Source organism: Burkholderia territorii (assembly GCF_902833055.1).
In the GTDB taxonomy this organism is placed as follows: Bacteria; Pseudomonadota; Gammaproteobacteria; order Burkholderiales; family Burkholderiaceae; genus Burkholderia; species Burkholderia territorii.
In genome coordinates this window covers 160,976-181,557 of the sequence record NZ_CADFEJ010000013.1, presented here as the reverse complement: position 1 = coordinate 181,557, position 20,582 = coordinate 160,976, and the positions used below count along the sequence as shown (strand labels likewise).

General features: G+C 67.0%; 20 protein-coding genes. 8 read left to right on the top strand and 12 right to left on the bottom strand.

The window, feature by feature from the left end; genetic code table 11:
• The 7 genes from HW466_RS32405 to HW466_RS21610 all read right to left on the bottom strand — a co-directional run.
• Nucleotides 1-125, bottom strand: a 125-nt coding sequence (locus HW466_RS32405; protein ID WP_455708842.1) for a thiolase family protein, incomplete at its 3' end; no start/stop codon positions are given.
• Nucleotides 126-389: 264 nt separating this feature from the next.
• Nucleotides 390-971 carry a TIGR01841 family phasin gene (phaP, locus tag HW466_RS21635; protein ID WP_059451437.1) on the bottom strand — a complete coding sequence of 194 codons (582 nt, stop codon included), beginning with the start codon at nucleotides 969-971 and terminating at the stop codon, nucleotides 390-392.
• Between the two features lie 454 nt (nucleotides 972-1,425).
• On the bottom strand, nucleotides 1,426-2,190 hold the full coding sequence (locus tag HW466_RS21630; RefSeq protein ID WP_151006560.1) for a ParA family protein: 765 nt from the start codon (nucleotides 2,188-2,190) through the stop codon (nucleotides 1,426-1,428).
• 71 nt (nucleotides 2,191-2,261) lie between these two features.
• A complete protein-coding gene (locus tag HW466_RS21625) occupies nucleotides 2,262-2,885 on the bottom strand; it encodes a DNA-3-methyladenine glycosylase (protein WP_151006559.1) in 624 nt (207 codons plus the stop codon).
• Nucleotides 2,872-3,423: a G/U mismatch-specific DNA glycosylase gene (mug, locus tag HW466_RS21620; protein ID WP_151006558.1), complete on the bottom strand. Its 552-nt coding sequence runs from the start codon at nucleotides 3,421-3,423 to the stop codon at nucleotides 2,872-2,874. The genes HW466_RS21625 and mug overlap by 14 nt, the downstream gene beginning before the upstream one ends.
• 113 nt (nucleotides 3,424-3,536) lie before the next feature.
• A complete protein-coding gene (locus HW466_RS21615; protein ID WP_174905987.1) occupies nucleotides 3,537-4,088 on the bottom strand; it encodes a single-stranded DNA-binding protein in 552 nt (183 codons plus the stop codon).
• 103 nt (nucleotides 4,089-4,191) lie between these two features.
• On the bottom strand, nucleotides 4,192-5,379 hold the full coding sequence (locus tag HW466_RS21610) for an MFS transporter (RefSeq protein WP_059451442.1): 1,188 nt from the start codon (nucleotides 5,377-5,379) through the stop codon (nucleotides 4,192-4,194).
• A gap of 275 nt (nucleotides 5,380-5,654) precedes the next feature.
• Between HW466_RS21610 and uvrA the strand changes: the two genes are divergently transcribed.
• Nucleotides 5,655-8,540, top strand: coding sequence for an excinuclease ABC subunit UvrA (gene uvrA / locus HW466_RS21605; RefSeq protein ID WP_059451443.1), 2,886 nt, complete (start codon nucleotides 5,655-5,657; stop codon nucleotides 8,538-8,540).
• A 257-nt stretch (nucleotides 8,541-8,797) separates the two neighbouring features.
• Entirely contained in the window at nucleotides 8,798-9,880 is a 1,083-nt protein-coding gene (locus HW466_RS21600) for an AI-2E family transporter (RefSeq protein WP_059451444.1), read from the top strand.
• An 89-nt stretch (nucleotides 9,881-9,969) separates the two neighbouring features.
• On the opposite strand, the gene purU is transcribed toward HW466_RS21600, so the two are convergent.
• From purU to HW466_RS21575, 5 genes are all read right to left on the bottom strand, one after another.
• The gene (gene purU / locus HW466_RS21595; RefSeq protein WP_059451445.1) at nucleotides 9,970-10,854 is read right to left on the bottom strand and encodes a formyltetrahydrofolate deformylase; all 885 of its coding nucleotides are present in this window, start codon (nucleotides 10,852-10,854) and stop codon (nucleotides 9,970-9,972) included.
• 88 nt (nucleotides 10,855-10,942) lie between these two features.
• On the bottom strand, nucleotides 10,943-11,800 hold the full coding sequence (locus tag HW466_RS21590; protein WP_147956575.1) for an NUDIX hydrolase: 858 nt from the start codon (nucleotides 11,798-11,800) through the stop codon (nucleotides 10,943-10,945).
• A gap of 4 nt (nucleotides 11,801-11,804) precedes the next feature.
• A complete protein-coding gene (locus tag HW466_RS21585) occupies nucleotides 11,805-12,419 on the bottom strand; it encodes a LysE family translocator (RefSeq protein ID WP_059451447.1) in 615 nt (204 codons plus the stop codon).
• A gap of 43 nt (nucleotides 12,420-12,462) precedes the next feature.
• Complete coding sequence (locus HW466_RS21580; protein WP_059545000.1) at nucleotides 12,463-13,029, bottom strand: adenine phosphoribosyltransferase; 567 nt, start codon at nucleotides 13,027-13,029, stop codon at nucleotides 12,463-12,465.
• A 78-nt stretch (nucleotides 13,030-13,107) separates the two neighbouring features.
• Entirely contained in the window at nucleotides 13,108-15,114 is a 2,007-nt protein-coding gene (locus HW466_RS21575) for a monovalent cation:proton antiporter family protein (protein ID WP_059451609.1), read from the bottom strand.
• A gap of 125 nt (nucleotides 15,115-15,239) precedes the next feature.
• Between HW466_RS21575 and kdsD the strand changes: the two genes are divergently transcribed.
• The 6 genes from kdsD (at nucleotide 15,240) to HW466_RS21545 (ending at nucleotide 20,509) form a co-directional block, all read left to right on the top strand.
• Nucleotides 15,240-16,223: an arabinose 5-phosphate isomerase KdsD gene (gene kdsD / locus HW466_RS21570; RefSeq protein ID WP_059451449.1), complete on the top strand. Its 984-nt coding sequence runs from the start codon at nucleotides 15,240-15,242 to the stop codon at nucleotides 16,221-16,223.
• Entirely contained in the window at nucleotides 16,223-16,759 is a 537-nt protein-coding gene (locus HW466_RS21565) for a KdsC family phosphatase (protein ID WP_059798232.1), read from the top strand. The genes kdsD and HW466_RS21565 overlap by 1 nt, the downstream gene beginning before the upstream one ends.
• 3 nt (nucleotides 16,760-16,762) lie before the next feature.
• Nucleotides 16,763-17,377, top strand: coding sequence for an LPS export ABC transporter periplasmic protein LptC (gene lptC, locus HW466_RS21560; RefSeq protein WP_059451451.1), 615 nt, complete (start codon nucleotides 16,763-16,765; stop codon nucleotides 17,375-17,377).
• Between the two features lie 20 nt (nucleotides 17,378-17,397).
• Nucleotides 17,398-18,063 (top strand): lipopolysaccharide transport periplasmic protein LptA, encoded by a 666-nt coding sequence (lptA, locus tag HW466_RS21555; protein ID WP_059507771.1) that lies wholly within the window; start codon nucleotides 17,398-17,400, stop codon nucleotides 18,061-18,063.
• Nucleotides 18,060-18,836: an LPS export ABC transporter ATP-binding protein gene (gene lptB / locus HW466_RS21550; RefSeq protein ID WP_059507772.1), complete on the top strand. Its 777-nt coding sequence runs from the start codon at nucleotides 18,060-18,062 to the stop codon at nucleotides 18,834-18,836. Before lptA ends, lptB begins: the two co-directional genes overlap by 4 nt.
• Nucleotides 18,837-19,003: 167 nt before the next feature.
• Entirely contained in the window at nucleotides 19,004-20,509 is a 1,506-nt protein-coding gene (locus HW466_RS21545; protein ID WP_059451453.1) for an RNA polymerase factor sigma-54, read from the top strand.
• The last annotated feature ends 73 nt before the right edge of the window (nucleotides 20,510-20,582 follow it).

The following is a 20,582-nucleotide window of genomic DNA, read 5'->3' as shown; positions in this document are numbered from 1 at the left end:
CCCGAACGCTCCAGCACCGCGCGAATCACCGTCGCGCCCAGCTCCGGTGCCGCGACCTTCGCGAGCGAGCCGCCGAATTTGCCGACCGCGGTCCGCGCGGCCGATACGATCACTACGTCCGTCATGTTCTCTTCCTGCATTGAAATCAGTGGGTCGATTCGCATTGCGTGCCGGTACGGCGCGGCGGCGGCGCGTGAGCGCCGTGCGGCCGGCGACGCGGCTGCACGCTCGCGCACTCGTGCGCGCCGCGCATCCGGCCGCCCCGGCCGTGTCCGGTGTCCGGGCACGATGCGGCGAACCGGACATACGCCGAACGCCACGCGGCACACGCGGCGGCCGGCGCCTGCCGGCGCCGCTCGATCAATGTCGCGCCTGCGCGCGACACGCGCTCATGCAGCCGATTCGCGCGAAGCGGTTTCCTTGCGAGCGGCGGCGGCGGTCTGCTTGGCCCCGCGGGCCGTCGTTTCGCTGACCGCGTCGAAGCCGCTCTGCGCGGCCTCGATCGCCTGCCCCGTCGCGGCACGCACGGAGTCGGCCGCAGCGCTCGCCGCCGACAGTGCCGAATTCAGCGCGGCGACCACGGCGCCCGAGCCCGCCGGCGCGTGCTTCGTCAGTTCGCCGACTACTTCCTTCACGCGCTTGTCGTTCTGCTCGTACTGAGCCTGGGCGACCTTCGCCCATTCGGCCTGCGTCGACACCGCAATATCGAACAGATGGCGGCCGTACGCGACGGCCTTGCCTGCGGCCTCCTGCGGGACGGCGACCTGCTGCGCGAAGCCTGCAGCCGGGTTGCCCGAGTTGAACGCGTTCTTCAGCTTGTCCTCGTACTCCTCGAGCGCCGTCTTGGCCACTTGCAGGTTGAGTTCGACGACGGCTTCAAAGCCCTTGATGGCCGGACGGGCAATCGCGAACCACGCAGCGATGCCGGACTGATAATCGGCGGCGAATTTTTCGGGGGCAAATACGGACATCGGGCACGCTCCTGTTGGCAAATGCGAGAGACGACGTAAAGAAAATGGAAGCCGGATCGAAGTCCGCTTCCTTATTCACGACCGCGGAGGTCATTGACCGCGACCGGTTGAGAAAGGCCATTCTAGATTGATTAATTGTCGATTATGTGGAATCAATACTAGGTGAAAACCCTTATCCGATGAAATGGCCGTTCCTCAATGGCATTGCCCCACAATGGGGCCACGCTGCGACACGTTGTCCGGCAGTGGCTTTTACTTTTTTACAGCATAACCCGACGCGGCCATCCGCAACATTTACCACGTCATTATTTCCGTTATTAGAAAAAAGGTAGCCATTGAAGACGGACCGATTTTCCGATGTAATCGTTTTTCCAGATTTATTCCGGAATCGTTACCAGGATTATTAATAACGATTTCAATAATCAGAGCAATTACCGAACACGCTCACCGGATCTCATCCGATCAATTCCCGATGCAGCGCGCGAAACTCCTGCGCAAGCTTGTGCGCCGGCTCGAGATGGATCACCGGCTTCGACTGCTGATGCGACTCGCGAATCTTCACCGATGCCGACAGCCGCGACGCCAGCACCGGCAGCCCCTCCTCGACGAGTTCGTCGACCAGGCGCTGCGGCAGGCTCGCGCGCGGCTGGAACTGGTTGATGACGATTCCTTCGACCTCGAGCGCCGCGTTGTGGTCCTGCTGGATTTCCTTCACGTTTTCGAGCAGCGTGTACAGCGCGCGGCGCGAGAAGTCGTCGCAGTCGAACGGAATCAGGCAGCGTTCGACCGCGATCAGCGCCGAGCGCGTGTAGAAGTTCAGCGCGGGCGGCGTGTCGATGTAGACGGCATCGTAGGCGTCGAGCTCGTTGAGCGCATCGCGCAGCTTGTAGATCTTGTAGCGCGACTCGAGCTTGCCGTGCAGCGTGTCGAGATCCGGATGCGCGGGCATCACGTCGAGCCCGTCGAACGGCGTCGGATGGATGAACGATGCGACGTCGACCGGCCGGAAGTTGAACGTCAGCGCAGTCTCGAAGAATTCCGCTGCGCCGGGGCGGGCGTCGCTCGCGCGCTCGCCGAGCAGGTAGCGCGTGGAATTCGCCTGCGCGTCGAGGTCGATGACGAGCGTGCGCAGTCCTTCGCTCGCGCTGATCGCCGCCAGGTTGCAGACGATCGTCGACTTGCCCACACTGCCCTTCTGGTTGAACACGACCCGCCGCATGGTGTCTCCTTCGATCGATACGTCGAAACGATGAGCTTAGCCGGACAATCATGGCGGCCGCGTGACATGCATCAGATAGTGGGCACGGGTCCCGACACATGACGATTGCCGGGCACGCTCCATCGCCACGGGAGGTCCTGGCCGACGCGAATGCCGACGCGCGGCCCGCCCGCCAGGTTCGCGGGCGGCGCCATGCCGTCGTCCACGATCGCGAAACCTTCAAGCGCGGCGACCAGATCGACGCCGTCCTGCGCGCCCGTGATACCGAGTGCCTGGGTCAGCCGTGCGGGCCCCCGGCACAGATCGCGATCGCGCGTCAGCGGCGGCCGCGCCGCGCGCATCCGTTCGAGCCCGTGCAGCGGTTCCAGCGCACGAATCAGCACGCCCGTGCCGGTGCGTTGCGGGCCGCACACGCAATTGCAGCACCAGTGCATGCCATAGGTGAAATAGACGTACATGTGCCCGGGCGGCCCGAACATCGTCGCATTGCGCGGCGTTTTGCCTCGGTACGTATGCGCGGCAGGATCGATCGCACCCGCATAGGCCTCCACTTCGACGATCCGGCCGGCGCGGCCGTCGGCCGCTGCGAGTATCTTGTTCAGCAATTGCGGCGCGACTTCGGGGGCCGCGCGATCGAAGAACGAGCGCGGCAGCAGCGTGCCGGGCCAGTCAGGCACGGGCTTATTGCGCGGCATCGGACGCCCCGCGCTGCCGGCGGCCGGAACCGGCGTGCGCCGCTTCTCGTAGCTGGCGATACGCGTCGACCAGTTCGTCGATGCCGAATGCGCGGTTCCTGCCGCTCGGGTTCGGCAGGATCCACACGACCGCATGCCGCATGTGCTCGGCCTGCCTGCCCCATGCGATCTCGCGTCGCCCGGAGAGCGCGGCGTAAGCCGCCTTGCCCAGGAACGCGACGAAGCGCGGCGCGTAATGCACGATCTTCTGCTCGAAGACGGCCGCGTGCGCGACGAATTCCGCATGCGACAACTGATCGGCGCTCGCGGTCGGCCGCGGCACCACCGCGGTCAGCCCGCATCCGTACGCGAGGATCGTCCGGTCGTCCGTCGGCGCGATTTCGTCCGGGGTGAAGCCGGCAAGATGCAGCACGCGCCAGAAGCGGTTGTTCCTGCCCGCGAAGTGATGCCCTGTCGCGGCGGCAGTCATGCCGGGGTTGAGCCCGCAGAACAGCACGTCGAGCCGCGGCGCGATGAGGTCGGGTAGCGCATCAGCCACGATCGGCCTCCGGGGCGTGGGGCGTAAACGAAAAAAGACCCGAAGGTCCGTGCCAAGCGACTGGCTTGACTCGGACATTCGGGCCCATTCCGGTGCGGGATGGCGACGTGCCGTCAGAACGGAATATCGTCGTCCATCTCGTCGAAACCGCCGCCTGCCGGCGCGCTCGGACGGCTCTGAGCGCCGCCTGCACCGCCGCGCGGCGCACCGCCGGCACGGCCGCCGCCACCGCCGCGTTCTATCTGCTCGCCGCCGCGACCGCCGCCGCCACCACCGTAGCCGCCGCCGTAACCGCCTTCGTCACCGCCGCCACCGCCGCCGCCCGAACCGCCGCGGCCGCCGAGCATCTGCATCTGGTCGGCGACGATTTCGGTCGAATAGCGATCCTGGCCGTCCTGGCCCTGCCACTTGCGCGTGCGGATACGGCCTTCGATATAGACCGACGAACCCTTCTTCAGGTATTCGCTGACGATTTCGGCGAGGCGGCCGAAAAACGCGACGCGGTGCCACTCGGTCATTTCCTTGAAATCGCCGCTTGCCTTGTCCTTGTAGCGGTCGGTCGTCGCGAGGCGGATGTTCGCAACCGCGTCGCCGCTCGGCAGGTAACGGACTTCAGGATCGGCGCCGAGGTTGCCGACGAGGATGACCTTGTTGACGGATGCCATGTGTTTCTCCAGTAGATTCGATGCCGGGCCGCCCGCGAATGTCGTCGCGGCAGCCCGCCGGGCAAGCCGGCGAGCGCCGCCGGTGCCTGCCCGAAAAAAGGATTCAGGCCTTGCGCGGCGGCGCTTTCATGCTGGCCGCGATTATAAGCCACGCCGCCACGAGTCCCGAGCATGCATAGAAGACGGTGTTCGCGCCGCCGTGCTTCAGCAGCCAGCCGCCCACGATGCCGCCGAGCGCGAGCCCGATCGATTGCGTGGTGTTGTAGACGCCCGTGGCCGCGCCCTTGCGCGAACCCGGCGCGAGCTTCGACACGAGCGACGGCTGCGATGCTTCCAGGATGTTGAAGCCGAGGAAGTACACGAAAAGAATCGCCGCCACAATCAGGATGGTATGCGGTGCGCTGCCGAGCAACAATTGGCCGATCAGGATAGCCAGAATGCCGCCGAGCAGCACCGGCTTCATCTTGCCCCGTTTTTCCGCGACGATGATCGCCGGGACCATCATCACGAACGCGAGCCCCATCACCGGCAGGTAGACCTTCCAGTGCGCGGCGACCGGCAGCCCGCCGTCGACGAGCAGACGCGGCACGACGAGAAACAGCGCAGTCTGCGTCGCATGCAGCACGAGCACGCCGAAATTCAGGCGCAGCAGTTCGCCGTTGTGCAGCACCTCGCCGAACGGCGCCGGCACGTGCACGGGCTTCGCCGCATCCGGCACGATCCACATCACGACGCCGATCGCGAGGATCGACAGCACGCCGACGATCGCGAACAGCCCGCTCATCCCGACCCAGTGGAACACGATCGGCGCGCCGACGATCGCGACCGCGAACGACACGCCGATCGAGCCGCCGACCATCGCCATCGCCTTGGTGCGGTTCTGCTCGGAAGTCAGGTCGGCAATGAACGCGAGCACCGCGGACGACACGGCGCCCATGCCCTGGATCACGCGGCCGACGATGATCCACGTGATGTCGTGTGCGAACGCGGCGACGAAGCTGCCGAGCGCGAAGATCAGGAGACCGGTGGCGATCACGGGCTTGCGGCCGAACTTGTCCGACGCCCACCCGTAGAAGATGTAGAGCAGCGACTGCGTGACGCCGTAGGCCCCGAGTGCGATGCCGACGAGCAGCACGTTGTCGCCGCCCGGGATGGTTTTCGCGTAGACCGAGAACACCGGCATGATCATGAACAGGCCGAGCATGCGCAGCGCGAAGATCGCCGCGAGCGACGTGGTCGCGCGCAGTTCGGGCGCGCTCATGCGGGAAGACGTGGCGGACGGATTGGACATCGGGAATGAATTTCGAATGATCGGAATGTCCGCCCGGCGGCGGGCGGCGGAAGATCAGGGCCACTGGCCCGGCAGGCCTGGCGGGCACGTTCCGGGACCACTTTCCGGGCCGTCACGCAGGCTGCCTGCGGGCCGCCTCGAGCCGTGCGGCGCAGCCGCTTCCCTGGCGTGGAATCGCCTTGCTGCCAGCTGCTGCAAAGGCTGGGGGCCCCCAACGACGGCCTCGAAAAGCCGTTATAGTAGCAGGTTTGGTTCCCTCCATTTTCGCCAGGTTCATGGAACAGATCCGTATCCGTGGGGCACGCACCCACAACCTGAAAAACGTCAATCTCGACCTGCCGCGCCACAAGCTGGTCGTGATTACCGGGTTGTCCGGGTCGGGCAAGTCGTCGCTCGCGTTCGACACCCTTTATGCCGAAGGCCAGCGCCGCTACGTCGAAAGCCTGTCCGCGTACGCCCGCCAGTTCCTGCAGTTGATGGAGAAACCCGACGTCGACCTGATCGAGGGGTTGTCGCCCGCGATCTCGATCGAGCAGAAGGCGACGTCCCACAACCCGCGTTCGACCGTCGGCACGGTCACCGAAATCCACGACTACCTGCGACTTTTGTTCGCACGTGTCGGCACGCCGTATTGCCCGGACCACGACATCCCGCTCGAGGCGCAGAGCGTGTCGCAGATGGTCGACGCGGCGCTTGCGCTGCCCGAGGAAACCAAGCTGATGATCCTCGCGCCGGTCGTCGCGAACCGCAAGGGCGAGCACGCCGAGCTGTTCGAGGACATGCAGGCGCAGGGTTTCGTCCGCTTTCGCGTGCGCTCGGGCGGCGGCACGGCGAACGAGGGTGTCGCGAAAATCTTCGAGGTCGAGTCGCTGCCGAAGCTCAAGAAGAACGACAAGCACACGATCGACGTCGTCGTCGACCGCCTGAAGGTGCGCCCGGACATGAAGCAGCGCCTCGCCGAATCGTTCGAGACCGCGCTGCGCCTCGCCGACGGCCGCGCGATCGCGCTAGAGATGGACACCGACCGCGAGCACCTGTTCAGCTCGAAGTTCGCGTGCCCGATCTGCTCGTACTCGCTGCAGGAGCTCGAGCCGCGCCTGTTCTCGTTCAACAACCCGATGGGCGCGTGCCCGGAATGCGACGGCCTTGGCCAGATCACGTTCTTCGATCCGAAGCGGGTCGTCGCGCACCCGTCGCTGTCGCTCGCGGCCGGCGCCGTGAAAGGCTGGGATCGCCGCAACCAGTTCTACTTCCAGATGCTGCAGAGCCTGGCGGCGTTCTACGAATTCGACATCGACGCCGCATTCGAAGACCTGCCGGAGAAGATCCGCAAGGTGCTGCTGTTCGGCTCGGGCAAGCAGACGATCCCGTTCTCGTACATCAACGAGCGCGGCCGCACGACGATCCGCGAGCACGTGTTCGAAGGGATCATCCCGAACCTCGAGCGCCGCTATCGCGAAACCGATTCGGTCGCCGTACGCGAGGAACTCGCGAAATACCAGAACAACCAGCCGTGCCCGTCGTGCGACGGCACGCGGCTGCGCCGCGAGGCGCGCCACGTGCGGGTCGGCACCGGCGACTACGCGCGCGGCATCTACGAGATCAGCAGCTGGCCGCTGCGCGATGCGCTCGGCTATTTCGACGGCCTGTCGCTCGACGGCGCGAAGCGCGAGATCGCCGACAAGGTGATCAAGGAAATCGTCGCGCGCCTGACCTTCCTGAACAACGTCGGCCTCGACTACCTGTCGCTCGAGCGCAGCGCCGAGACGCTGTCCGGCGGCGAGGCGCAGCGGATCCGGCTGGCATCGCAGATCGGCTCGGGCCTGACCGGCGTGATGTACGTGCTCGACGAGCCGTCGATCGGCCTGCACCAGCGCGACAACGACCGCCTGATCGCGACGCTCAAGCATCTGCGCGACCTCGGCAACTCGGTGATCGTCGTCGAGCACGACGAGGACATGATCCGCACGGCCGACTACGTCGTCGACATGGGCCCCGGCGCGGGCGAGCACGGCGGCGTGGTGGTCGCCGAAGGCACGCCGAAGCAGGTGCAGTCGAACCCGCAGTCGCTGACGGGCCAGTATCTGGTCGGCAAGCGCACGATCGAGTACCCGGACGAGCGCATCGCACCCGATCCGGAGCGGATGCTGCGCATCGTCGACGCGCACGGCAACAACCTGAAGCACGTCGATCTCGAGCTGCCGGTCGGCCTGTTGACCTGCATCACCGGCGTGTCGGGTTCCGGCAAGTCGACGCTGATCAACGACACGCTGTACCACGCGGTCGCGCGCCACCTGTACGGCTCGTCGGCGGAGCCGGCGCCGCACGAGGCGATCGAGGGCCTCGAGCACTTCGACAAGGTGATCAACGTCGACCAGTCGCCGATCGGCCGCACGCCGCGCTCGAACCCGGCCACCTACACGGGCCTGTTCACGCCGATCCGCGAGCTGTTCTCGGGTGTGCCGACCGCGAAGGAGCGCGGCTACGATCCGGGCCGCTTCTCGTTCAACGTGAAGGGCGGCCGCTGCGAGTCGTGCCAGGGCGACGGCGTGCTGAAGGTCGAGATGCACTTCCTGCCGGACGTCTACGTGCCGTGCGACGTGTGCCACGGCAAGCGCTACAACCGTGAGACGCTCGAAGTGCAGTACAAGGGCAAGAACATCAGCGAAGTGCTCGACATGACGGTCGAGCATGCGTACGAATTCTTCAGCGCGGTGCCGGTCATCGCGCGCAAGCTGAAGACGCTGCTCGACGTCGGCCTCGGCTACATCCGCCTCGGCCAGTCGGCCACGACGCTGTCGGGCGGCGAGGCGCAGCGCGTGAAGCTGTCGCTGGAGCTGTCGAAACGCGACACGGGCCGCACGCTGTACATCCTCGACGAGCCGACCACCGGCCTGCACTTCCACGACATCGCGCTGCTGCTCGAAGTGATCCACCGGCTGCGCGACCAGGGCAACACCGTCGTGATCATCGAGCACAACCTCGACGTGATCAAGACGGCCGACTGGGTGATCGACCTCGGGCCCGAAGGCGGTGCCGGCGGCGGGCAGATCATCGCGCAGGGCACGCCCGAGCAGGTCGCGAAGACCAAGGCGAGCTTCACCGGCAAGTATCTGGCGCCGCTGCTCAAGCGCCCCACCCGCAAGGCGGCGGCCGGCTGACACACTTTCCGTTCCCGCGCGCGGCTGCCGGCCGCGCGCGCCCGGCGCCCGCGGCGGCGCCGGCCTCCTCGTTTTCCCTTCTGCGGTTTTCCCTTCTGCGTATACACCACGAGCCAAACAGCCCCGTGGCGGACCATAATGGCAGCTATACTTTACGGTCGTAAGGTTCGCCATCCGCACCAATCCGGTGCGGCGCCGGGCGGCCGCCGTCGTACCGCCCACCGCGCGGCACGACACCCGAACGACAGGAATCCATGATGGAGAAGCAACAAGAGTCGCGCGACGCGCAGAACCGCGAGCCGCACCTGCGCAGCGTGCGGCTGACGAGCGACTTCAGCCTGCCGAAGCTGTCGGCGATCGAGATCGGCAGCTACCTGTTCGCCCTCGTCGCGATGGTGCTCGTCATCGAGCTCAAGCTGCTGGGCGGGCTGCTGGCCGGCATGCTGGTCTATCAACTGATCCACACGATCGCGCCGGTGGTCGAACGCCACACCACGAGCATGCGCGCGCGCTGGGTCGCCGTCGTGCTGCTGTCGGTGGCGATCGTCGGCGGCCTCACGGGCCTGACGATCGGCATCATCGAGCACTTCGAGCACACGGTGCCGAACCTGCAGAGCCTGCTCGACCAGCTGATGCAGATCGTCGAGCAGACCCGCGCCCGCACGCCGTCCTGGATCGCAAACGTGCTGCCGGTCGACGTCGAACAGATGAAGGCCAAGGCGGCGCTGCTGATGCATTCGCACATGGACCAGCTCCAGCAAGGCGGCAAGAGCGTCGCGCGCGGCTTCGGCCACGTGCTGTTCGGGATGATCATCGGCGCGATGATCGCGATCGGCGTCGAGCACGGCAAGGTGCGCCGGCCGCTGTCGACCGCGCTCGTCACGCGCGTGTCGCGCTTCGCCGAATCGTTCCGCCGGATCGTGTTCGCGCAGATCAAGATCTCGGCGATCAACGCGATCTTCACCGGCATCTACCTGCTCGTCGCGCTGCCGATCTTCCACCAGCGGCTGCCGCTGTCGAAGACGCTCGTGCTCGTCACGTTCATCGTCGGCCTGCTGCCCGTGATCGGCAACCTGATCTCGAACACGCTGATCGTCGCGGTGTCGCTGTCGGTCAGCATGGGCACTGCGATCGCGTCGCTCGCGTTCCTCGTCGTGATCCACAAGTTCGAGTACTTCCTGAACGCGAAGATCATCGGCGGCCAGATCGAGTCGCGCGCGTGGGAGCTGCTGCTCGCGATGCTGATCATGGAAGCCGCATTCGGGCTGCCGGGCGTGATCGCCGCGCCGATCTTCTATGCGTATCTGAAGCGCGAGCTGTACATGCTGCGGCTGATCTGACGGCCGCGCAGGCCGAGTCACCGATCACTCGATAAAAAAACGCCGCGTCTCGTGAAGAGCGCGGCGTTTTCGTTTGCGGCAACGGCCGGTCAGCGGAACACGACCGTCTTCGTCCCGTTCAGCACGATCCGGTGCTCGACGTGCCACTTCACCGCGCGCGCGAGCGTCACGCACTCGACGTCGCGGCCGATCGCGGTGAGCTGGTCGGGCGTCATGCTGTGGTCGACGCGCTCGACTTCCTGCTCGATGATCGGACCTTCGTCGAGGTCGGTCGTCACGTAGTGCGCGGTCGCGCCGATCAGCTTCACGCCGCGGTCGAACGCCTGGTAGTACGGCTTCGCGCCCTTGAAGCTCGGCAGGAACGAATGGTGGATGTTGATCGCCCGGCCGGCGAGCTGCTCGCACATGTTCGGCGACAGGATCTGCATGTAGCGCGCGAGCACGACGAGGTCGGCCTGGTGCTCGTCGATCACTTCGAGCACGCGCGCTTCCTGCGCGGCCTTCGCCGCATCGGACGAGCCGCCGACGAGCGGGAAGTGATGGAACGGGATGTTGTAGCTCGCGGCGAGCTGGTAGAACTCCTTGTGGTTCGACACGATCGCCGGGATCTCGATCGGCAGCTGGCCGGTGCGGTAGCGGAACAGCAGGTCGTTCAGGCAGTGGCCGATCTTCGAGACCATGATCACGACGCGCGGCTTCACGGCCGCGTCGTGCATCTCCCAGCGCATCGCGAACTGCTCGGCGAGCGGCGCGAATTCCTGGCGAAGCGTGTCGAGCGCCGCCGCGGCATCCGCGCCGTCGCCGTCCTGCACGAAGTGCACGCGCATGAAGAACTCGCCGGTGCGGCTGTCGCCGAACTGCGCCGAATCGAGGATGTTGTTGGCGCGTTCGAACAGGAAGCCCGAGACCGCGTGGACGATGCCGTGCCGGTCGGGGCACGACAGTTTCAAGATAAAGCTGTGATCGGTCGACATGACCGCTACTCCCTTCGTTTCGGTATTCGTCAAATAGGCCGTTCGTTCGGCCGCGCCCGGGCCCCGGCGCGCGCCGGCATGCCGCGCGTCACGCGGCAGGCGCGAACAGCGCGTCGATGCCCGCCGCGTCGGCCGCCGAAAGCCAGCGATGGCGCAGCAGCGTGTCGAGCATCGCGAGGCTCGCGTCCATCGTCGCGCGGCCTTCGCGCAGCCAGCCGATCACCTCGGGCACGCCGGCCAGCAGGTGCTCGGCCACTTCGCCGTCCTGGTTGTGCGGCGCGAAGTCGCGCGGCAGCGGCAGGTCGTACACGAAGATCAGTTCGGACTGCGTGCCTTCCGGCAGCGAGCACAGCACCTGCACCGCGCGGCCCGCGATCGCGCGCGCCGCCAGTTCGGCCGGCATGCCGGCCTCTTCCCAGCATTCCTTCTCAAGCGTCTCGTGAACGCCCAGGCCCCAGCCGATGCCGCCCGCGACGACGTTGTCGAGCATGCCGGGATCGGTGGCCTTGGTCGCGCTGCGCCGGCCGAGCCACATCCGCGGCACGGCCGGCTCGCCCGGCGCAACCGCATATTCTACGATGCCGTTCAGATGCACCGCATAGGTCTGCGTGCCGAAGAAGCGCGATGCGGCGCGTTCGATATACGCGAGCGGCGGATCGTCGAAGCGGTTGCGGATCGCGTAGATCTCGTCGCGCCAGCCCGGAATCGCGCCTTCGGCCGCCAGCGCGCCGATCGCGCTCGCGAGCGCCATGCTGCGCGCGTCGACCGTGTCGTAACGCGCCGACAGCACGACGCGCGCGTCGGTCAGCTCGAACACGTCGGGCCAGCGCGCGAGCTTCGCGACGTCCTGGCGGCGCACCCAGCCGACCTGCTCGCCGGCGATCTCGAAACGCAGGTGCGCGGCCGGATCGAAGCGGCGCGCGGCCGCGATGCACGGAAAGGTCATCGGCTCAATCCTTCAGTGCGACCCGGATGCCGATCGCGATGAAGGTCGCGCCGGCGATCCGGTCGAGCCACACGCCGGCCTTCGGGCGACGCTTCAGCCATGTGCCGATCGCGCCCGCGCCGACGCCGAACAGCGAGAACACCACGGCCGTCTGCAGCATGAACAGTGCGCCGAGCTCGAACATCTGCAGCGTCACGCCCTGCACACCGTGCGGATCGACGAACTGCGGCAGGAACACGACGAAGAACAGCGTGACCTTCGGGTTCATCAGGTTGCCGATCACGCTCTGCCGGAAGATCGCGCCAAGCGGCTGCGGCGGCCGCTCGTGCGCGTTCGCGAGACCCTGGCTGCGCAACGCCTTGATGCCGATCCACACGAGGTACGCGGCGCCCGCGAGCTTCAGCGTCTGGAACGCGACCGGCGACGAGCGCAGCACGGCCGCGACGCCGAGCGCCGCGAGCGTCGTATGGAACAGGATCCCGGCCGTGAAGCCGAGCGCGGCGACGAAGCCGGCCGCACGGCCCTGCGAGATGCCGCGCGCGAGCACCTGCAGGTTGTCGGGCCCCGGCGCGAACGTGATCGCGATCGACGTGGCGAGAAACAGCATGAAGTTGGGCATCTTGACCTCGCGGCGTGGGCCGGCGTCCAATGGTTCGGTGGGTTCAGTGGCCGGCGAATTCGGTGACGGTATAGACGGGCAGCCCCGCGTCGCGCAGCAGCGTCGAGCCGCCGAGATCCGGCAGATCGATGATCGCCGCGCCTTCGACGACGACCGCGCCGAGCCGCTGCAGCAGGTTGCGCCCCGCCATCATCGTGCCGCCGGTCGCGATCAGGTCGTCCATGATAATCACGCGGTCGCCGGGGCGGCACGCGTCTTCGTGGATCTCGACGGTCGCGCTGCCGTATTCGAGGTCGTACGACTCCGAGCGCGTCTTGTACGGCAGCTTGCCGACCTTGCGGATCGGCACGAAGCCGACGCTCAATTCGTACGCGACGATCGGCGCGATGATGAAGCCGCGCGCATCGAGCCCCGCGACGTAGTCGAGCTTCGCATCGACATAGCGTTCGACGAACAGGTCGACGAGGATGCGCAGCGCCTTCGGGCTCTGCAGCAGCGTCGTGATGTCGCGGAACATCACGCCCGGCTGCGGCCAGTCGGGCACGGTGCGGATCTGGCTGTGGATGAAGGCGACCGGATCGAGCGGTGCGCCCGACGACGAATGCGGCATGAAACTCTCCGAAAAAAACGGTGCGCGAAGATCGGGCACCGTTTCGAGTAAATACGGGTCAGGTTATCGAATCGCGACTCACGCGACTGCGGCCGGCGGCTCGCGCCGATGCCGCGACAGCCGCTCCTCCGCGAGCGCGAGCGCTTCGGGAAGCCCGCGCAGCACGACGATGTCGCTTGCGCGCAGCTTGGTCTGCGGATCGGGTTCGACGCCGCGGATACCGTGCCGGCGGATCGCCGTGACTTCCAGCCCGAGCGCATACAGCCCGAGCTCCTCCAGCGAGCGCCCGACCGCGTCCGCGCGCGCATCGACCGGCACCGATTGTAGCCGCACCTGCTCGTGATCGTCGTCGTCCGCATCGTCCGCGCCGTGGAAATAGCCGCGCAGCAGGCTGTAGCGCTCGTCGCGCATCTCCTCGACGCGCCGCACGACCTTGCGCATCGGCACGCCGACCAGCACCAGCGTGTGCGACGCGAGCATCAGGCTGCCCTCGACGATCTCCGGAATCACCTCGGTCGCGCCGGCCGCGAGCAGCTTCTCGAGGTCGGCGTCGTCGACCGTGCGCACGATCGCCGGCAGCGTCGGCTCCAGTTCGTGCACGTGATGCAGCACGCGCAGCGCCGACGGCGTGTTTGCGTACGTGATCGCGACGGCCGCCGCGCGATGAATGCCGGCCGCGAGCAACGACTCGCGGCGCGCGGCGTCACCGAACACGACCGATTCGCCGGCCGTCGCCGCCGCGCTCACGCGATCGGGATCGAGGTCCAGCGCGACGTACGAAATGCCTTCCTGCTCGAGCATGCGCGCCAGGTTCTGCCCCGCGCGACCGTAGCCGCAGATGATCACGTGGCCGCGCTGCTTGAGGCTTTGCGTCGCGATCCGCGTCATCTGCAGCGACTGCTGCATCCATTCCGTCGACGACAGCCGCATCACGATCCGGTCGGCGTTCTGGATCAGGAACGGCGCGGCGAGCATCGACAGCAACATCGACGCGAGGATCGCCTGCAGCAGCGTCGAATCGACGAGATGCCGGTCGAGGATCAGGTTCAGCAGCACGAAACCGAATTCGCCGGCCTGCGCGAGGCCGATGCCGGTGCGCATCGCGACGCCCGGCGTCGCGCCGAACAGCCGCGCGAGCCCCGCGATCATCGTCGCCTTGAACAGGATCTGCCCGACGAAGAAGCCGAGCACGATCAGCGGATGCTCCCAGATCACGCGCGGGTCGAGCAGCATCCCCGTCGTCACGAAGAACAGGCCGAGCAGCACGTCGCGGAACGGCTTGATGTCCTCTTCCACCTGATGGCGGAACGGCGTCTCGGAGATCAGCATCCCCGCGATGAATGCGCCGAGCGCGAGCGACAGCCCGAAGCGGTCGGTGATGAACGCGGCGCCGAGCGTGACGAGCAGCAGGTTCAGCACGAACAGCTCCTGCGAGCGGCGCCGCGCGACGACGTTGAGCCAGCGCGTCATGAAACGCTGCCCGACGATCAGCAGCAGCGCCAGCGCGATCACGATCTTGACCGCCGCGAAACCGAGCGTGAGCGCGAGATCCTTCGACGACTCGGCGCCGAACGCGGCAATCACGATCAGCAGCGGCACCACGGCCAGATCCTGGAACAGCAGCACGCCAAAGATGTTGCGGCCGTGCTCGGTCTCGATCTCGAGCCGCTCGGCGAGCATCTTCGACACGATCGCCGTCGACGACATCGCGAGCGCGCCGCCGAGCGCGATGCAGCCCTGCCACGTGATGTGCACCCAGCGCTCGAACAGCAGGCCCAGCGCGAGCGCAAGCACGAGCGTCGCGACCACCTGCAGCAGCCCGAGCCCGAACACGAGCCGCTGCATCGCCCTCAGCTTCGCGAGCGAGAATTCGAGGCCGATCGAGAACATCAGGAACACGACGCCGAATTCCGCGAGATGCTCGGCCCGCTCCAGATCCGCGGCGACGCCGAACGCGTGCGGGCCGACCAGGATGCCGACGGTAAGGTAGCCGAGCATCGGCGGCAGGTTCAACGAGCGAAATACGACGACGCCCACCACCGAGGCCAGCAGCAGCAGCAGGGTCATTTCGAGCGGGGAAATCACGGGCGAAGCGTCCTCGTTCGTCGGTGCCACGGCAATGCGGGCGCGGGTGGTGGCGGTGGGCAAGCGACATCGGACAAGTCCGAAGGCGCGGCGCGGCGAACAAACGCCTTTGCTATACTCCGCGCATGATAGCGAAAATCAATGATGACCGGGCGCTCGCGCTCGCCCGCGACGTGCTCGACATCGAGGCGGACGCCGTGCGCGCGCTGCGCGACCAGCTCGACGGCGACTTCGTCCAGGCCGTCGCGCTGCTGCTCGGCTGCCGCGGCCGCGTCGTGGTGTCCGGCATCGGCAAATCGGGGCATATCGCCCGCAAGATCGCGGCCACGCTCGCGAGCACCGGCACGCCGGCCTTCTTCGTCCACCCGGCCGAGGCCAGCCACGGCGACCTCGGCATGGTCACGTCGGACGACGTCTTCATCGGCATCTCGTATTCCGGCGAGTCGGAAGAGCTCGTCGCGATCCTGCCGCTCGTGAAGCGGATCGGCGCGAAGCTGATCGCGATCACGGGCCGCGCGGAATCGAGCCTCGGCACGCTCGCCGACGTGAACCTGAACGCCGCGGTCTCGAAGGAAGCCTGCCCGCTGAACCTCGCTCCCACCGCGAGCACGACCGCCGCGCTCGCGCTCGGCGATGCCCTTGCCGTCGCGGTGCTCGACGCGCGCGGCTTCGGCTCCGAGGATTTCGCGCGCTCGCACCCGGGCGGCGCGCTCGGCCGGCGCCTGCTCACCCACGTGCGCGACGTGATGCGCTCGGGCGACGACATTCCGCGCGTCGGGCTCGACGCAACGCTGTCGGACGCGCTGTTCCAGATCACCGCGAAGCGGCTGGGCATGACCGCCGTGGTCGGCGCCGACGGCCGCGTGGCCGGCATCTTCACCGACGGCGACCTGCGCCGCGTGCTCGCGCGCGACGGCGATTTCCGCACGCTGCCGATCGTCGACGTGATGACGCGCGAACCGCGCACGATCGGCCCCGACCACCTCGCGGTCGAAGCCGTGGAACTGATGGAGCGCCACCGGATCAACCAGATGCTGGTGGTCGATGCCGACGGCGTGCTGATCGGCGCGCTGAACATGCACGACCTGTTTTCGAAGAAGGTGATCTGATGAGCGCAGCGTTGACTGCGGCCGAACGCGCGAGCCGCGTGAAGCTGATGATTTTCGACGTCGACGGCGTGCTGACCGACGGCGGCCTGCTGTTTACCGCCGCCGGCGACGCGATGAAGTCGTTCAATTCGCTCGACGGCCACGGCGTGAAGCTGCTCGGCGAGGCCGGCATCGCGACCGCGATCATCACCGGCCGCCGCTCGGACATCGTCGCGGCGCGCGCGAAGGAAATGAAGATCGCGCATCTGTTCCAGGGCGTCGAGGACAAGCTCGCCGTGTTCGGCGACCTGATCGCGTCGCTCGGCGTCACCGCCGACGCCTGCGGCTACATGGGCGACGACTGGCCCGACCTGCCGGTGATGCTCCGCTGCGGCTTCGCGACGGCACCGGCCAACGCGCACCCCGAGGTGATCGCCCGCGCGCACTGGGTGGCCGAGGCCCGCGGCGGCCATGGCGCGGTGCGCGAAGTCTGCGACGCGATCCTGCGCGCGCAGCGCCGCTACGACGCGCTGCTCGCGGCTGCCTGCGGAGCCTGACGGATGAACACGCATTTCCGCTGGACCCAGTTGCTGCCGCTCGTCGCGGTCGCCGCGCTCGCGGGCATCACGTGGTGGCTGCTGCAGGCGACGCTGCCGCCGCCCGGCGAGGGCACCGTGCAGCCGAAGCGCCACACTCCCGACTATTTCGCGGACAACTTCTCGGTCACCGAGCTCGACCAGACGGGCACGACGCAGTACCGGCTGACCGCCGCGAAGCTGATCCATTACGAAGACACCGAGAACAGCGACCTGACCGATCCGGCCATGCGCGCGTTCCAGCCCGGCAAGCCGGTCGTGACGACCACCGCGAAGCGCGGCACCGTCAACGGCGACGTGTCGATCGTCGATTTGTACGACGACGCGCGCATCCTGCGCGTGGCCGGCGGCGGCGATCCGCAGATGCAGGCCGATTCCCAGCATTTCCGGATCTTCGTCAATGACGATGTGATCCAGACCGAAAAGCCGGTTAAACTTCAGCGCGGCCTGTCGCTCGTCAACGCGACCGACGGCATGAAGTACAACAACGTCACCCGGGTCATCGAGCTTTACGGCAACGTGCGCGGCACGATCGCCGCGGCGGACACGTCCGGCGGCTCGAAAGGTCAATCCAGGTGACGCATCCCTCACGTGACTGCATGAACGAACCGTTCCCTCGACAGAATTCCGGCGGCGCTGCGCGCGCCGTCCGCGCCGCGCTCGCCGCGACGCTCGTGGCGCTCCCGCTCGTCGGGCTGGCGCCGCTCGCCCATGCCGAGAAGGCCGACCAGAACAAGCCGATCAACGTCGAGGCGGACAACCTGACCTATGACGACCTGAAGCAGGTGACGGTCGCGACCGGCAACGTCGTGATCACGAAAGGCACGATCATCATCAAGGGCGACCGCGTCGAAGTGCGCCAGGATCCCGAAGGCTATCAGTACGCGACGTCGTTCGGCAGCGGCAAGAAGCACGCGACGTTCCGCCAGAAGCGCGAAGGTCTCGACGAATACATCGACGGCGACGCGGAGCGCATCGACTACGACGGCAAGCAGGACCTGACGACGCTGACGACCGCCGCGACCGTGCGCCGCCTGCAGGGCACGTCGACGGTCGCCGACACCGTGCACGGCAGCGTGATCACGTACGACGGCCAGCGCGACTTCTACACCGCGAAGGGCGGCAAGGACGTCGCCGCGCCGGGCAACCCGAACGGCCGCGTGCGCGCGATGCTGTCGCCGAAGAACGGCGGCCCCGGGCCGCTGAACGGCGCGCCGGCGAAACTGTCGCCGTCGACCACGATCCAGGGAGCGCCGGGCCAATGAACGCGCTCCCGAACCGCCAGCCGGCCGGCACGACCAGCTCGCTCGTCGTCCGCAACCTGAAGAAGCGCTACGGCTCGCGCACGGTCGTCAAGGACGTGTCGCTCGACGTGAAGAGCGGCGAAGTCGTCGGCCTGCTCGGCCCGAACGGCGCCGGCAAGACGACGTCGTTCTACATGATCGTCGGCCTCGTGCCGACCGATGCGGGCGAGATTTCACTGAACGGCAGCTCGATCAGCCTGTTGCCGATCCACAAGCGTGCGTCGCTCGGCCTGTCGTACCTGCCGCAGGAAGCGTCGGTGTTCCGCAAGCTGACCGTCGAGGAAAACATCCGCGCGGTGCTCGAACTGCAGTACGGCGAAGACGGCAAGCGGCTGTCGAAGGACGCGATCGCGTCGCGCACCGAGGCGCTGCTCGACGAGCTGCAGATCGGCCACCTGCGCGAGAACCCGGCGCTGTCGCTGTCGGGCGGCGAACGCCGTCGCGTCGAAATCGCGCGGGCGCTGGCGACCAACCCGAACTTCATCCTGCTCGACGAGCCGTTCGCCGGCGTCGACCCGATCGCGGTGCTCGAGATCCAGAAGATCGTCAAGTTCCTGAAGCAGCGCAACATCGGCGTGTTGATTACCGATCACAACGTCCGCGAAACGCTCGGCATCTGCGACCACGCATACATCATCAGCGACGGTTCGGTGCTCGCCGCCGGCGCGCCGAGCGAAATCATCGAAAACGAAAGCGTGCGTCGCGTGTACCTCGGCGAACACTTCCGCATGTAACGCCTCCGTTGGCTGGCCGCCCCCGGCGCCGGCGTCGCCGCGCGGGGGCGCGCCCGCATGCCCCGCAAGGCGGCCCTGCCTGCGGCCATGCGCCGCGCCGCGCGTAATCGCGGATGGCTCAAGGCGCTTGGGTCGTGGCAAACTGCCGGTATGACTCCCTCTCTGCCATGAAAGCCAGCCTTCAACTCCGCCTGTCGCAACACCTGGCACTGACACCGCAACTGCAGCAGTCGATCCGGCTCCTGCAGCTGTCGACGCTCGAACTGCAGCAGGAAGTCGCGATGGCCGTCGCGCAGAATCCGCTGCTCGAGAACGATGACGAATGGATCGCGAGCCCGCTGCGTGTCGCGGCGGACGGCTCGCTGATCGCGCAGACGCCTGCCGGCCAGAACGCCGAGCCGGGCGCCGTGAACGGCAGCAGCCAGTCGGGCGATCGCGCCGAGCGCGACGAGCCGGCCGCTGCCGACGAATACGACGGCTACGCCTCGGGCGACGCCGGCGACGGCCCGCAATGGAATCTCGACGAGTTCGGGCGCTCGAGCGGCGCATCCGACGACGACGACCTCCCGCCGCTGCAGGTTCAGGAAGCCGCGACGTCGCTGCGCGACCACCTGTCCGCGCAATTGCGCGTCACGCAGGCCGGCCCGCGCGATCGCGCGCTCGTGATGTTCCTGATCGAATCGCTCGACGACGACGGCTACCTGACCGCCTCCCTCGACGAAGTCCTCGCCGACCTGCCGCCGGAACTGGAAATCGACTGCGACGAACTGAACGCGGCGCTCGCGCTGCTGCACAGTTTCGATCCGCCCGGGGTCGGGGCCCGCTCGGCGTCCGAATGCCTGAAGCTGCAGCTGCTGCGACTCGATCCGTCCCCCACCCGCACGCTCGCGCTGGAGATCGTGTCGCAGCATCTCGAGTTGCTCGCCGCGCGCGATTTCACGCGGCTGCGCAAGCATCTGAAGGCGAGCGACGACGCGCTGCGCGACGCGCACGCGCTGATCCGTTCGCTGGAGCCGTTCCCCGGCGCCGCATACGGCAAGGCCGAGGCCGACTACGTCGTGCCCGACATCATCGTGAAAAAGGCCGGCCAGGGCTGGCTCGCGGAACTCAATCCGGAAGTGATGCCGCGCCTGCGGATCAACAACCTGTACGCGAACATCCTGCGCAACAGCCGCGGCGATCCGTCGGCCGGATCGCTGAAACAGCAGCTCCAGGAAGCACGCTGGCTGATCAAGAACATCCAGCAGCGATTCGACACGATCCTGCGTGTCGCGCAGGCTATTGTCGAGCGTCAGAAGAATTTCTTTGCGCACGGTGAAATTGCCATGCGCCCCTTGGTTTTGCGGGAAATAGCTGATACGCTGGGCCTACACGAGTCGACTGTCAGCCGTGTGACAACCGGCAAGTACATGCTGACCCCGTTCGGGACGCTTGAATTTAAGTACTTCTTCGGATCACACGTTTCGACCGACACCGGAGGCGCCGCATCGTCGACCGCCATCCGAGCCCTGATCAAGCAACTGATAGGAGCTGAAGACCCAAAATCGCCACTTTCGGACAGCCGCATTGCCGAGCTGCTGGCAGAACAGGGATTCGTGGTCGCGCGCCGCACGGTTGCCAAGTATCGCGAAGCCCTCAAAATCCCGGCAGTGAATCTGCGCAAGTCTCTTTAAGCCTGCTGCCTGCCCGGCGGCAGGCGTGTTCCGGCCACCGCGCATACGGGGAACAGGCCGGGCGACTTGTCCG